This window comes from Brevibacillus ginsengisoli (assembly GCF_050113715.1).
Classification (GTDB): Bacteria; Bacillota; Bacilli; order Brevibacillales; family Brevibacillaceae; genus Brevibacillus_H; species Brevibacillus_H ginsengisoli.
The window spans coordinates 648,272-660,928 of the sequence record NZ_JBNJQR010000001.1 but is presented as its reverse complement, the minus strand read 5'-3'; the positions used below and the strand labels follow the sequence as shown (position 1 = coordinate 660,928).

The window sequence follows — 12,657 nt, the reverse complement described above, 5'->3', positions numbered from 1 at the left end:
GTGACCATTATGCCATTATTGTAATTTTTTCGCAACACAATAAATTCTAAATATTTACTCTAAACAGAAAAAACCTTACTGATCAGCAATGCTAGATCGAGTAGGGTTTTATGGCTGAAACCAAGTAGACAGCCAATCTATGGCTCCTTGGGTACCTTTTCGTACCCATGTTCCGATCGTGGAGCCCGTATCGCTTACGTAATTCACCATTTTGTGAGGAGCGGTTGATTTGATCTGTTTGCCCATCAGAGCGATTTCTACTTCGTTTTTATCCACTTTTGTAATGTAGAAGGATTGCGGCTTCTGATCAGGTGTTCCGTCAATTTTATTAATCCCACGTTCTGCTGTTTGCAATCCAATGACAACTCCTACGAACAGGATGAGTATCATCCCGGCAAACTTAAGCGTAAGGTTCAAAACAGCACTCACCTCTTGGAAGATGCAGATGTTATATGCTGTGAAGCGCGCTCTGCCTGCCAATAATACTCGGCAAAGACATCAGCCAACGCCTCCGCCGCACGATTGCACTCTTGCAGATTGTTGGAAGTTCCACCTACTTCTACTAACAGACTTCCCGGAGAGACGGACTGATTATACTCCCCATTCCCCTCTTCTTGGCTCTTTGTTAGGACTCCTCGTGAGAGACCCGGGTACTTTTTCTCCATTAAGTCGTGTAATTTTTTGGCGAACTCAGCGTTTTCATCGCTGTGCTTATTGCGTGTGCCAATGACAAACATTAACCGGGCATACGGCTTTCCATTTATGCTGATTGTCGTTTTTTCACGCGGTGTCGGCCCATCTCGATGAAGATCAAAGAAGTAATTCATCTCTTTGTTCTCTTGTTTAACCGCTTGTACGGCCTTAAGCGACTCCGCATAGGAAAGCGGATAGCTCTTGCCTTCGTCTATCAACTGCTGATAGAAATCAATTTTGTTGAAAACCGTCCCTATTCCTTTATCCTGCAACTCCGCGGCAAAGTGCTTGCCGACGAGGGAAATATTTTGTGTAGGATGATTCACTGATTGAGTGACTTCATCTAACTTGGCTACGCTCAACCACGATTCACGATTATGCGTGTTATAGACGAAGGCGACCTTTTGTTTGCCGGTTGTCGGATATGGCTCTGTTTTAGGTTTTTCGTTGGCAGGCTGGTCGGCTGCTGAATCAGTAGGGTCTGTGGACTGTGGAGTCTCATCAATCACGACGTTCGCTATTCCAGGTGGAGCGGCTGATTCCACGTACAAATCTTCCAAATTCGTTTTCTGACCCCGAACAATGAATCTGGCATCCTGGTAGTTCAGCATTCCTGGCAGTTCTCTCCCTAATAAACTGCGTAAATCCCCTGCTTGTATCCCCGTAGCCATCCGAAATAAAAAGTTAAGGACTGTAGCATCCTCTGATTCAACTGGAGATTGAACCATTTGATTAAGAGAAGGAATCTCGGTACTCATGATTTGCAAGAGAGCTAAGCTAGATAGATTAGAAGTGGCTAATTGTATGGTCGGAGAAGGCATGATTAGCCTGTTCTGCTGATTCGCCATAAAAAGTGTACTGATGAATAAAAGTGCCGTAACGAGCGACAGTATCATGAAGTGACGCTGTATAAGGGCTGCCAACTCTATCCCTCCAGTTGCTTTATCTTCTCTCATGTCACATCCTATGAGCGAAGTTGGAAGAATAGAACGAGCAGCCCTATTTTTTTGCTAGACTATTAGATTTCAGTTAGCTGGTTGGATATTTATTAGTTTGGAGCCCCGACCGGCGCAGCGTTAGCTTTATCCGGTTGGGTGTTTTAATGCGTGTAAGCTCCTGCGTTTTCCCGCTCGACTGCGCGATGCAGCGAACAGTTCAACCCGCTGGCAATAATGTTGGCGATTCCCTCCATGAAGTCATCAATTTCTTTGGGAGTGACCACCAGATTCTGCCCAAGCGGCTGCAACACTTCCTGTATTAATTGAAGCTTCTCCTGTTCACTGAGTTGCCCTACCAGACCCATGTAGGTTTGTCGCATGTTCATGTCCGGGAGATCTTCTTCGGTGTAGGGTTCTTTTCGTTCGGGTACACTGCTTAAAGCCAGACGGTTGAAGGCACGCTTGCTCTCCTGCATGCTTTGCCCAAAATGCCCCAACAAATAGGTAATCGCATCATTCACAATCGTCGCAGCGAATACAACCGTCGGCACGCCGATCGCAATGACCGGAATTCCCAGCGTGTCCTTGTCAATCGCTTTGCGTTTATTGCCTACTCCCGACCCTGGATGGATTCCCGTATCAGAGATTTGGATGGTTGTGTTCACGCGATGCAAGGCGCGGGAGGCCAGAGCGTCAATGCAGATGATAAAATCCGGTTTGCTTTTTTCCACGACACCAAAAACGATTTCACTTGTCTCAATCCCCGTAATCCCCAGTACCCCCGGTGAGATGGCGCTTACTTCACGATAACCATCCTCTACTGACTCTGGTGCCAACTGGAATAAATGACGAGTGACCAGCAAGTTCTCTACCACCATCGGACCAAGTGCGTCTGGCGTGACATTCCAATTGCCAAGCCCAACAACTAGGGCCTTCTTTTCTTCGGTCAAACCCAGCTCCTCCAGGAATTGCTTCAGTTCCTTCGAAAAACGTCGCATAACGACCTCTTCCAGCTTCGTATCGTTATCACGAAGCTTGGGAACCTCAATGGTTATGTATCGACCAGGCATTTTACCAATTTGTCGACCAGCTTCTTGTGTCTCCACCACCACCCGCGTCACCTTAATTCCAGGCTGGTTGTTATCCTCTTCCACCTGATAGCCAGGCGGGGCAGATGCTTGCTGCTGTGCGAACAGCTCGTGCGCTTCTATTGCCAGGTCAGTCCGAATCGAATACCCCGATAAATCGACATTATGCTGCTCAGCCATTTACGATCCCCCTATTTGCTTCAATATAGGTTTAGCTTGCATGAATGTGGAAATTTTATTCGAATTCCTTTCTTGCAATCAGTTGGGTTAAGTGCTAGAATATGATTTGTTGTATTCCGTGAATTCAATGGTTGTCTTAATGCTTTAAGGAGGTGACACTCATGCCAAATATTAAATCCGCGATCAAGCGTACCAAAACAATTGAAAAGCGCCGCGCTCAACGTGCTTCTCAAAAATCTGACCTGCGTTCTGCAGTAAAGAGCTTTGAAAAAGCTGTTGCCGCTAATGATGTGGAAACTGCAAAATCTGCTCTCTTGGTGGCTGTTAAGAAATTGGACAAGGCTGCTACCAAAGGACTTATCCATAAAAATGCAGCAAATCGTCAAAAATCCCGCTTGATGAAAAAATTGAACGTATTAGCAGCTCCAGTTGCTTAATATGGCACAATGATAAAAACCCATGAACTTCGGTTCATGGGTTTTTCTTTTCGGCGGCGACTCTCGTAATAAACATTTCAATAGCAAGCTGTTTGTCTACCTGCCCTGATTTCATCCGAAAGTCCTCTTCCGCAAGTATTTTCAATAGTCGTCGCAAGCTAGCTTCGTCGAAGAACCGCGCCTGCTCCATCGCCTTCTTCACCGCGAACGGATGCACCTTCAGCATTTGGGCCAGCTGCTGCTGAGAGTATCCTCGGGGAGCCCACATTTTGACTTGAAGCAGCATTCGAATTTGTCTCGCAAATAAGGAAAGGAGTTTAATAGGTTCCTCGCCCATTTTACTCATGTCGTATAAAGCTCGAAACGCCTCCGAAATCTTGCCTGTAACAACCGCTTCAATCAGCCCAAACACGTCTTGCTCCAGCGTTCGGGAGGCTAACAAACGAATAACCTCTTCCGTGATCAATCCATTCTCGTTTCCTACATACAACGACAGCTTCTCGATCTCTTTATCCAACAGGCGCAGATCGTTTCCTACACGCTCGACTAGAATCATCGCTTCATCCCGCTTGATGACCCGCTTGTATTTCTGCGCTCGACGTTCAACCCACGCGTACAATTCTGTATCCTTTAATGGTAGAAAAGGAATGACAACAGCCTTTTGCTGTAGGGCTTTGACTATTCTTTTACGCTCGTCCAGCTTGTCCTGCTGAACGGTAATGATTAGCGATGTGTAATTCGGCGGTTCCTCCAGAAAGGGGAGCAAACTATCCGGTTCCACTTCCACTTTGCTCGGTGGCTTGGCTCCTGTCAAAAAGAACGCGTTGTGTGCCACAACCAACCGCTGATCAGCCAGAAACGGCAAGGTTTCCGCATCCTGCACGACCATAGACAGCGGTGTCTCGGCACAATCGTAGTGACTCACATTGAGATCAGCATAATCACTGGCGACCATTTCGTGTTGCGCAAAATGAATAAATTCCTCCATGAGAAAGCTCTCCGTGCCATATAGCAAATAGACGGGAGCGTACCGCTTTTCTTTAATGTCCCTTATTGCCGTGCGTAACGGCATAGGTACGCACCTCCTTTTTTCTGTGAAAAACGTCCCCTCTCATCGGGGGATCGAAACATCTCGACGTTTTTCATAAAAGTGTATGACCGCATGGCCGTTTTATTGCAATGATCCCGCATATTATAGCACGGCACAGAAAACTTGGCGATGCCAAGCCTTTGGCGCCGGTAGAGCCTTAGTTGTGACGCACAGGACGTGCTAATGTCGGCGCCATGTAGGACGCATCAGTGTCAGCAATGCAACAGGACGTTGCGTTTTTGCTGACCGGTTCAACAGGACGTTGAGCTTTTAGCCGACCACTTGGATCGATAAGAATTTTTATAAATTCTTATCGGCAAACGATAAAAACCGTAACCAATGGCTACGGTTTTTATTCTACTGACTGGCACCTTTATGTAAACGCTTAGGGAAAAGCCCCGGGTAACCTTCTCCCTAAGCGGTAAGCAGGGGGTGCTTGGTAATCACAATATACGCATCCACTACTTATCTGGTGCTTATCCACAAATCCAAATTTACAGAGTCGATGAATTGCTGTTGATCTTCTATAGCTTCCGTATGAATAGATGAGTTCTTTCCTTTTCCTTTTCCATTGCCATTGCCATTTCCATTGCCATTTCCATTTCCTTTTCCATTTCCATTGTTGCCTTTGTTTCCATTATTGTTCGACTCTTGATGATCGCCCTGGTTGTTATCTCCTTGCGAGTTACCGTCTTGGCCGTTGTCGTCTGTTTCCTTTTGATCCTTTTGATCCTTTTTATCTTTTTTCTTATCCTTTGCCTGACCCGGCGGCACTTTGTGATTCTTATTTTCTTGATTGCTTTCCTGGTTGATGTTTAGGGTTTGTTTATTCGGTCCGTCCCCTGCCTTGGCCTTGTCGCGCTCTTTTCCTTTGTCGTTTTGCGTGCCTTTTTCTGCGGTGGTTGAGTTCTTCGAAGGCATTTGGTATGGCGATGGATTCAAGTGGGTCTTCCCTGGACCTTTTAAATCCGCTCCCGGTTGCTGATTCTTCTTTGTAACGGGCGGCTTGGTTGGAGGAGGGCTCTGCTGTGTCACAGTTGAATTAGGGACAGGCTCTTTTGCCGGTTGTTGCTGACTTGTATTTGGATTTACCGACGGGTTGACTTGAGGAACTACAGCCGGCTGATTTACCTGACTTCCACTTGTTAAGTCTATACTCTCCGTCTGCTTTTCATGGTGGGCCACCGCATAGATTCCAAACAAGAGACTGGCGGCGACCGCCCCGCTAGATGCCTTCAGCAACCAGCTAGGAACTTTCCTTTTGGGCTCTGCTGCCATCGTTTCACTTTTCTTTTCCAAACGAGGCAATTGCAACACTTGAGGCTGCTCCGTTTTCTGAACAGGATCAGGGGATGAGCTTTCGATTTGCGGTAAGATCGAATCGACTAGGCTAAACGGTGGTGTTACGGACGGCAGCTGCTCCAATTGTTGCGAAACGCGAGAAAGTCTGGAATAAATTAATTGCAATTCTGGATCGCTCGAAAGCTGAGAGTTCAGTTCGGCTTTTTCCAATGGGGTCAAATCGTTGTCAAGATCTCGCTGAATCAGTTCCAAAACATCCGTTCTACCCATCACCCTATCCCTCCTTTCTGATAATCGTATAGTAGTTCTTGAAGTTGCTGCCTTGCTCTAAATAAATAAGACTTTACGGTATTTAATGGAAGATCTAACGTTTCGGCGATTTCCTGATAAGAAAAATCTTCGAGATAGCGTAGGACGACAACGTTTCGATACGAAACCGGCAGCTTTTTGATCGCAGCCTTGATGTCACCCGATAAATGAGTCATCAGGATCGTATCTTCCACATTGCTTTGGTCGATGATCGTCAACTCGTGTTCATCTATCGAAACGGTATCTTTCTTGGCCCTAAACTTATCCATACAGATGTTGGTGACAATTCGTTGGACCCATGTGCTAAATTTGGCTTTCGCCTCAAACGTATCGATTTTTCGATAAATCCGTATCAGCGCTTCTTGAGAGGCATCAAGTGCGTCTTGTTCGTTCCCTAAAATGTAATAGGCGCTTCGGTAAACGGTGTGTTCGATCGAACGAAGCAACTCAACCAGTGCTTCCCGATCACCGTTCTGGGCTTTTTGTATAAGCTCCGATTCTCCCATCTTGCTCCTCCCCTTCCCCTCTGACGTATTACCGTATCGTAAGGTTGCAGATTTCATCAGAATAAATAAGTGACGTGCTAGTGTCATCGATTCAATAGGACGTTGCGTTTAGCCATTATTGTTTATCGGTAAAAAAAGGGTTTATTGTAATACCATATTTTGTAACTAAAGCTGTGATCGCACCTTGCCGATCCGTTCGAAACACCTCAACTCCTGCTGCTTCCAGACGTTGAATGACTTCCGGATGAGGATGGCGGTACCGATTCAATTTTCCTACAGAAATCACGGCCGCACGTGGATGAAGTGCCTTTAGCCAAGCCTCTGATGTAGAGGATTTGCTTCCGTGATGACCTACTTTTAGTAGATCTACTTGTGGAAGTCGCTCAGCTTCCACGATCCGCTTTTCGCCGACCTCTTCCAAATCGCCTGTCAAAATGACCCGTCTGCCGTACGCTGTGAGCATCAAAACAATGGAAGCGTCGTTTCCCTCAAGCTTCGAATCATTCTGGCGGTCTACAGGAGAGAGCCAGGTCCACAAAACTTGCGGCTGGTCCTGCCAGCTTGTCACCTGATGGTTTGTATAAATCGGTATATTCCTTTGTTTTAGAAGAGTTAGTGCCTTCCATTCGGCTTCCTTCGGGGTATCCCCATTTACTAGAACGGATCCAATATGTACAAACGGAATCACCGATAGCATTCCTCCGACATGATCGTTGTCTGGATGTGTCATGACCAGTGTATCAATCCGTTCAATTCCTCGACTTCTCAAAAAGGGCAGAATGACGTCTTTCCCCACCTCATACGGGTCTCGTCTCCTTCGCCAGGCTTCTTGCGTTGGTTGGACGGTCCCTCCACTATCAATCAAGTATACTTTTTCTCTGCCGACTTCTACAACGATAGAATCCCCCTGCCCCACATCCAGAAAGGTGATTCGGACTTGATCATGATTTGAAAAAGGCTGCCTTGCCGCTATTACAAGCAACAACCAACAAATGATGTAGATAGCTAAATCCCGCCTGCGATGATACCCGCGATACCAGGCCAACGGAACCAACGCACAGAAGCTAATATAAGCGATCATCCAGTACAAAGCGGGATGAGGCCAGTGCTGAAATGCGATTCGCCACGTGTCCAGCCACTCTAACAGATTATGCAGAACCCCGAGAAGTTCTGTGTTCCATTTGCTTAACAAAAACCCAAGCGCAGGATGAAGATGAACCACTAGTAATGATACATAGCCTAGCGGAAGAATCACAAAGGATATAATTGGCACAAATACCAGATTGATGACCCAAGAAAGCAATGAGAATTGATGAAACCAATAGATAAGCAAGGGAAAAGAAGCCATCTGGGCTACCAAAGTAACGGATAGTGATGAGAACAACCATTTCTTGATATTTCCCCTTAATTGATCCAACATCGGTACGTAGACGAGCAGTCCCAATGTCACTGCAAATGACAGCTGAAATCCTGCCTGCCACAGCTGAAAAGGGTTTAGAATTAGCATCACAGCAAATGCGATCCCCCAGATAGAAAGTGTTGAGATTCTTCTGTTCAGGGTAAACGCAATGAGACCGAGGCCTCCCATTATACCTGATCGTATCGCCGATGGGCTAGCCCCAACGAGTAATACGTAGACAAACAAGAAGCCGACAGCACAAATCATTGAGGACGTTCGCCCAAGCCCCAAACGTCTTAATATCCACATCCAACAAGCGCTCACCAGTGATACATGCAAACCGGAGATGGCCAGTACATGAAGCAGTCCTTGACGCGAGTACATATCCCCTAGCTTCGGATCAACATCCTCCGTTACACCGAGAAGTAGCGATTTCATATAACCGGCAACAGAAGGATCCACATAGACCTGCTCCAATGTTTCCGCTTCTTTTTGCTGAATCTGATCAAACACCCCTCTTAAGGTCATTCCTTGATGTTCTACACGAACCAGAGGATAGGAAGAACTTCCTGTCACAAACACGCCCTGCCACCGCAAAAACCTCGCATAATCAAAACCGCCCAAGTTCCTGCTTGACTCAGGCACCGATAGTTTCGTTAGCCCTGTGAAGTGATCTCCTATCCTCCAGTCATGAGCGTTTACGATTTGCTGTTCTTTGGTCAGCTTCACCCGCATGGCAATTCGCTCCTGATTTCTTGGCCATTCGCCTAACGGTCGATGATTGACTTGCGACACCAACAAATAGAACGTTACCAAATCTCCATCCTGCTTGACCGACGAGTCGATCGTTCCCTCGACGAAAGCTTCAGCCTGACTTTCTGCGCTCTCACTAAGCGTAGACTGATGACAAAAATTAACCCATTGAAAATAAAGCATAGATAATAGAACAATAAATAGACTTCCAACCAGTCGCATTCTCCAGACGCCCTTCAGTAACATTGCGACGAAACCGACACAAACGACACCGCCAACTATCACATATACATTGGCATAGGCGGCGAGTACGAACCCTCCCGCAATCGATAGGCTTGCAGGTAATATGTATTGAGGTAACAACATCCTTTTCATATCGTCCGTCTCCATTAATTGAAGTGATTATCTCAACCATACACGTTGCCTTCGGGACAAAAAAATTGAGCGCCACACATGCTCAACTTAGTTGACTTCAACTAGAAACGCTGACACAATACACAATAGAAGAATGATGGTATTCAACTATAATCAGAATCTACTGGGCCAAGGGTGTGAGAGTGATGAGAAAATCGTGGGATGAATACTACTTGGATTTAGCGGATGACGTAGCGTCAAGAGCAACCTGCAATCGACTTCAGGTAGGCTGCGTCATAGTAAAAGAGAATCGGATCATATCAACCGGCTACAATGGTTCAATCCACGGACATCCGCATTGTATTGATGTAGGCTGCTTATTAAAGGACGGGCGTTGTATTCGTACACTTCACGCAGAGGAGAACGCAATACTTCACGCAAGAAGAGACGAATTACTAGGGGCGACCGCCTATGTCACTCATGAGCCATGTGAGAATTGCACCAAGCGGTTAAACCAAGCAGGAGTAGCTCGTGTCGTGTTCCGTCACGGCTATCATAATGATTACAATCAATATTTTATCGAGCCCATGGAGTGGGTCCATCACAAGTAGGAAGCAAGAGCGTCACGGTTATGATGGGGGATTCGCAGATTGCGCTCCTAGATAATCCGTGATAGATTAAGCTATAGTGTATTTCAAAGGGAATTGCCCTGTGAGAGGAAGAGTTAAGGCATATGTGTGGAATTGTAGCACTCTATAACAAGAGGCAGACTCCCGTCCAACCCGATACAATCGAGGCGATGACTCGAGTCATTATGCATCGTGGTCCTGACGACGATGGATTTCATTTGGAAGATCAAATTGCGCTGGGTTTTCGCCGGTTAAGTATCATTGACGTTGCTGGCGGTCATCAGCCTTTATTTAACGAAACGAGAGATATGTATATCATCGGGAACGGTGAGATCTATAACTATAAGGAGTTGCAGTCATGGCTCAAAGATAAGGGTCACGTATTCGAGACAGATTCGGATATCGAGACCATTCTTCATTTATATGAAGAAGTGGGCTTTGACGCACCGAAGCACTTGCGCGGGATGTTCGGATTCACCATCTGGGACCGCCGCAAACAGCTGCTGTTTGGAGCGAGAGATCAGTTTGGAATCAAGCCTCTTTATTACACGCAGACGAACGACTCCATTGCCGTTGGTAGTGAAATTAAGAGTTTGCTTGAGATGCCAAACGTGAAGCGTGAAGTAAATCAGACTTCGTTCTACCATTACTTGACGTTCCAATACGTGCCAGATCCGGACACCATGTACGAAGGAATTTACCGCATCCCTCCTGCTCACTACTTTGTGATTAAGGATGACAAAATTACAGTGGAGAAATACTGGGAGGTTCACTTCTCACCCGATGAGAGTAAGCCGTTTTCGTATTTTGTCGAGGGAACTCGTGAAGTGATGATAGATTCAGTCAACAAACACCGTGTCAGTGAAGTTCCTCGTGGAGCTTTCCTTTCCAGTGGAGTGGACTCCAGCAGTATCGTTTCCATGCTCAGAACCTTCGAGCCGGTGAAAACTTTCTCGGTCGGTTCAGACATTCCTGGCTACAGCGAGTTGGATTACGCGCGACGCACCGCGAAGTACCTGGGTACCGAGCACCATGAACTGGTTGTGACGGCTGATCAGTACATGGCAGAACTTCCACGTCTGATCTGGCACCAGGATGAGCCAGTAGCCGATCCTTCAGCCATTCTGCTCTACTTTGTTGCCCAATTGGCCAGCAAACACGTTACCGTCGTATTGTCCGGTGAGGGTGCAGACGAGTTCTTCGGCGGTTACAATATTTATCGCGAGCCTCATTCGCTGCGCATGTTCTCGCAAATGCCTAGCTGGATGAGAAGCTCCATTCGCGGAATCGCTGAGAAGCTTCCTGATTCCGTTAAAGGGAAAAACTTCTTGATTCGCGGTTCTAAGACCGTCGAAGAAAGATTTTTTGGGAATGCGCTGATCTTCAGTGAGGATTTGAAGGAGCGTGTTGTGACGGAGAACATTTTCAACTCCAGCAACTATCAATCTCCTTTCACCATCACGAATGAAATCTATCAAAAAGTGGCCAACTACGATGATGTCACCAAAATGCAGTATCTCGACATCCATACTTGGCTGCGCGGCAATATCTTGATGAAAGCCGATAAAATGACGATGGCCAATTCCTTGGAGCTTCGCGTTCCGTTCATCGATCCGAAAGTCTTTGAATTCGCGGCGACAATTCCAACCAAGTATAAAATCGCCAACGGTACAACCAAGCACGTATTGCGTGAAGCGATGAAGGACTTCTTGCCTGCGGAAATCAAAACTCGTCCGAAACTGGGCTTCCCGGTTCCAACACGCCACTGGCTAAAAAACGAGTTTTACCAATGGGCGAAAGAAATCATTTTTGAAGCCAAAGTGGATCATTTGATCAATAAGGCTTATGTCCTGTACATGCTGGACGAACATCGTGAAGGTCATGCGGACTACAGCCGTAAAATCTGGACCATTCTTGTCTTTATGCTTTGGCATCAGATTTACATCGAGCAAAAATACTCGTTCGGACCTTATGTAAGCCCAGCGGTTGAAGCTCGACGAAAAGGAAATACCGAGAGCGCACAGCCCTTCGCTACAGTAGAATAACCGTTTAGAATAAACTAGACACCAAAAAACCAACAGATCCCCATCATTTGCGGGAAAATCTGTTGGTTTTTTATTTGCAGTCCCCTCTGTCTTTTCTTACGCTAGGTTCAGAACAACCATTTGGACAAGTGAGTGCGCCAATGGATAACAGGGAGGATTCAGCATGTTGTATGATTTGTGGGAACGTTATCGCACATGGATCATCGTTTTAGGAATCAGTTTATTTGTTTGCCTTAGCTTTTGGTTCTATCCGGGAGCTACAGAATACGGACCAGCCCCACCGTTTCAAACGGCAGTCTTTGCTTCTGAAGATCAACCTCCACAGAAAGCTGCACAAGCCCAACAAACTGATCAAACTGCAGCCTCGCCCTCAACCACTTCCATGCCGCCAGCTACAAGCAATCCGAATGACTCAACCGCAAAGGAGCAACCCCGCAAGCTTCTATACATCGATCTAAAAGGCTCGGTGAAGCATCCCGGTGTCTACCCCTTCGAGCCTAATGAAAGAGTTCATGACCTTATCCAAAAAGCTGGCGGCTTGCTCCCAGATGCGGATCAAAATCGGATTAACCTCGCCCAATCGCTGACAGACGGAATGGTGATTTGGGTCCCATCGAAAACAGATCAAGCACCCAACATCGCTTCCAATTATCCATTTAGTCAAACAAGTCCGCAAACTACTCATCCCGAAACCAATCAGCTTGCCCCAACCAGTCAGTCAAACGAGCGGGTTAACATTAATACCGCTAGTATCGAGCAGTTAAAGACGTTGCCAGGCATAGGAGAAACACGCGCCAAAGCGATTATCAGTTATCGCGAAAGCAAGGGAGAATTTCGCTCGATTGAACAGCTTCAGGAGATACAGGGCATAGGCGAGAAGCTTTTCGCTAAAATCAAGGACAAAATCAGCCTGCAGTAATATGCGAAATTATTT

The 12,657-nt window shown here is 46.5% G+C and carries 11 protein-coding genes; 4 read left to right on the top strand and 7 right to left on the bottom strand.

Going from position 1 to position 12,657, the window contains the following annotated elements:
- Positions 1 to 108: 108 nt before the first annotated feature.
- The 3 genes from ACQCN2_RS03240 to gpr form a co-directional block, all read right to left on the bottom strand.
- A complete protein-coding gene (locus ACQCN2_RS03240) occupies positions 109 to 417 on the bottom strand; it encodes a DUF3679 domain-containing protein (protein ID WP_426927444.1) in 309 nt (102 codons plus the stop codon).
- Between the two features lie 8 nt (positions 418 to 425).
- Entirely contained in the window at positions 426 to 1,649 is a 1,224-nt protein-coding gene (spoIIP, locus tag ACQCN2_RS03235; RefSeq protein WP_426927443.1) for a stage II sporulation protein P, read from the bottom strand.
- 143 nt (positions 1,650 to 1,792) lie between these two features.
- The gene (gpr, locus tag ACQCN2_RS03230) at positions 1,793 to 2,899 is read right to left on the bottom strand and encodes a GPR endopeptidase (protein ID WP_426927442.1); all 1,107 of its coding nucleotides are present in this window, start codon (positions 2,897 to 2,899) and stop codon (positions 1,793 to 1,795) included.
- Positions 2,900 to 3,060: 161 nt separating this feature from the next.
- On the opposite strand from gpr, the gene rpsT reads away from it, so the two are divergent.
- Positions 3,061 to 3,336, top strand: a complete 276-nt coding sequence (gene rpsT / locus ACQCN2_RS03225; RefSeq protein WP_426927441.1) for a 30S ribosomal protein S20 — start codon at positions 3,061 to 3,063, stop codon at positions 3,334 to 3,336.
- A gap of 34 nt (positions 3,337 to 3,370) precedes the next feature.
- Here the strand turns inward: rpsT and holA are convergent, their stop codons facing one another.
- The 4 genes from holA to ACQCN2_RS03205 form a co-directional block, all read right to left on the bottom strand.
- Complete coding sequence (gene holA / locus ACQCN2_RS03220) at positions 3,371 to 4,408, bottom strand: DNA polymerase III subunit delta (RefSeq protein ID WP_426927440.1); 1,038 nt, start codon at positions 4,406 to 4,408, stop codon at positions 3,371 to 3,373.
- Between the two features lie 483 nt (positions 4,409 to 4,891).
- Positions 4,892 to 5,998, bottom strand: a complete 1,107-nt coding sequence (locus ACQCN2_RS03215) for an anti-sigma factor family protein (RefSeq protein ID WP_426927439.1) — start codon at positions 5,996 to 5,998, stop codon at positions 4,892 to 4,894.
- A complete protein-coding gene (locus ACQCN2_RS03210) occupies positions 5,998 to 6,543 on the bottom strand; it encodes an RNA polymerase sigma factor (protein ID WP_426927438.1) in 546 nt (181 codons plus the stop codon). Before ACQCN2_RS03210 ends, ACQCN2_RS03215 begins: the two co-directional genes overlap by 1 nt.
- 115 nt (positions 6,544 to 6,658) lie before the next feature.
- Positions 6,659 to 9,070 carry a DNA internalization-related competence protein ComEC/Rec2 gene (locus ACQCN2_RS03205; protein ID WP_426927437.1) on the bottom strand — a complete coding sequence of 804 codons (2,412 nt, stop codon included), beginning with the start codon at positions 9,068 to 9,070 and terminating at the stop codon, positions 6,659 to 6,661.
- A gap of 185 nt (positions 9,071 to 9,255) precedes the next feature.
- On the opposite strand from ACQCN2_RS03205, the gene ACQCN2_RS03200 reads away from it, so the two are divergent.
- The 3 genes from ACQCN2_RS03200 (at position 9,256) to ACQCN2_RS03190 (ending at position 12,642) form a co-directional block, all read left to right on the top strand.
- Positions 9,256 to 9,660, top strand: coding sequence for a deoxycytidylate deaminase (locus ACQCN2_RS03200; protein ID WP_426927436.1), 405 nt, complete (start codon positions 9,256 to 9,258; stop codon positions 9,658 to 9,660).
- A gap of 122 nt (positions 9,661 to 9,782) precedes the next feature.
- Positions 9,783 to 11,723 (top strand): asparagine synthase (glutamine-hydrolyzing), encoded by a 1,941-nt coding sequence (asnB, locus tag ACQCN2_RS03195; protein ID WP_426927435.1) that lies wholly within the window; start codon positions 9,783 to 9,785, stop codon positions 11,721 to 11,723.
- Between the two features lie 163 nt (positions 11,724 to 11,886).
- On the top strand, positions 11,887 to 12,642 hold the full coding sequence (locus ACQCN2_RS03190) for a helix-hairpin-helix domain-containing protein (protein WP_426927434.1): 756 nt from the start codon (positions 11,887 to 11,889) through the stop codon (positions 12,640 to 12,642).
- Positions 12,643 to 12,657 lie beyond the last annotated feature (15 nt).

Excerpts from the sequence above, each read along its gene's own strand:
- spoIIP (WP_426927443.1), bottom strand. The coding sequence starts at position 1,649 with ATGAGAGAAGATAAAGCAACTGGAGGGATAGAGTTGGCAGCCCTTATA.
- gpr (WP_426927442.1), bottom strand. The coding sequence starts at position 2,899 with ATGGCTGAGCAGCATAATGTCGATTTATCGGGGTATTCGATTCGGACT.
- rpsT (WP_426927441.1), top strand. The coding sequence starts at position 3,061 with ATGCCAAATATTAAATCCGCGATCAAGCGTACCAAAACAATTGAAAAG.
- holA (WP_426927440.1), bottom strand. The coding sequence starts at position 4,408 with ATGCCGTTACGCACGGCAATAAGGGACATTAAAGAAAAGCGGTACGCT.
- ACQCN2_RS03215 (WP_426927439.1), bottom strand. The coding sequence starts at position 5,998 with ATGGGTAGAACGGATGTTTTGGAACTGATTCAGCGAGATCTTGACAAC.
- ACQCN2_RS03210 (WP_426927438.1), bottom strand. The coding sequence starts at position 6,543 with ATGGGAGAATCGGAGCTTATACAAAAAGCCCAGAACGGTGATCGGGAA.
- ACQCN2_RS03205 (WP_426927437.1), bottom strand. The coding sequence starts at position 9,070 with ATGAAAAGGATGTTGTTACCTCAATACATATTACCTGCAAGCCTATCG.
- ACQCN2_RS03200 (WP_426927436.1), top strand. The coding sequence starts at position 9,256 with ATGAGAAAATCGTGGGATGAATACTACTTGGATTTAGCGGATGACGTA.
- asnB (WP_426927435.1), top strand. The coding sequence starts at position 9,783 with ATGTGTGGAATTGTAGCACTCTATAACAAGAGGCAGACTCCCGTCCAA.
- ACQCN2_RS03190 (WP_426927434.1), top strand. The coding sequence starts at position 11,887 with ATGTTGTATGATTTGTGGGAACGTTATCGCACATGGATCATCGTTTTA.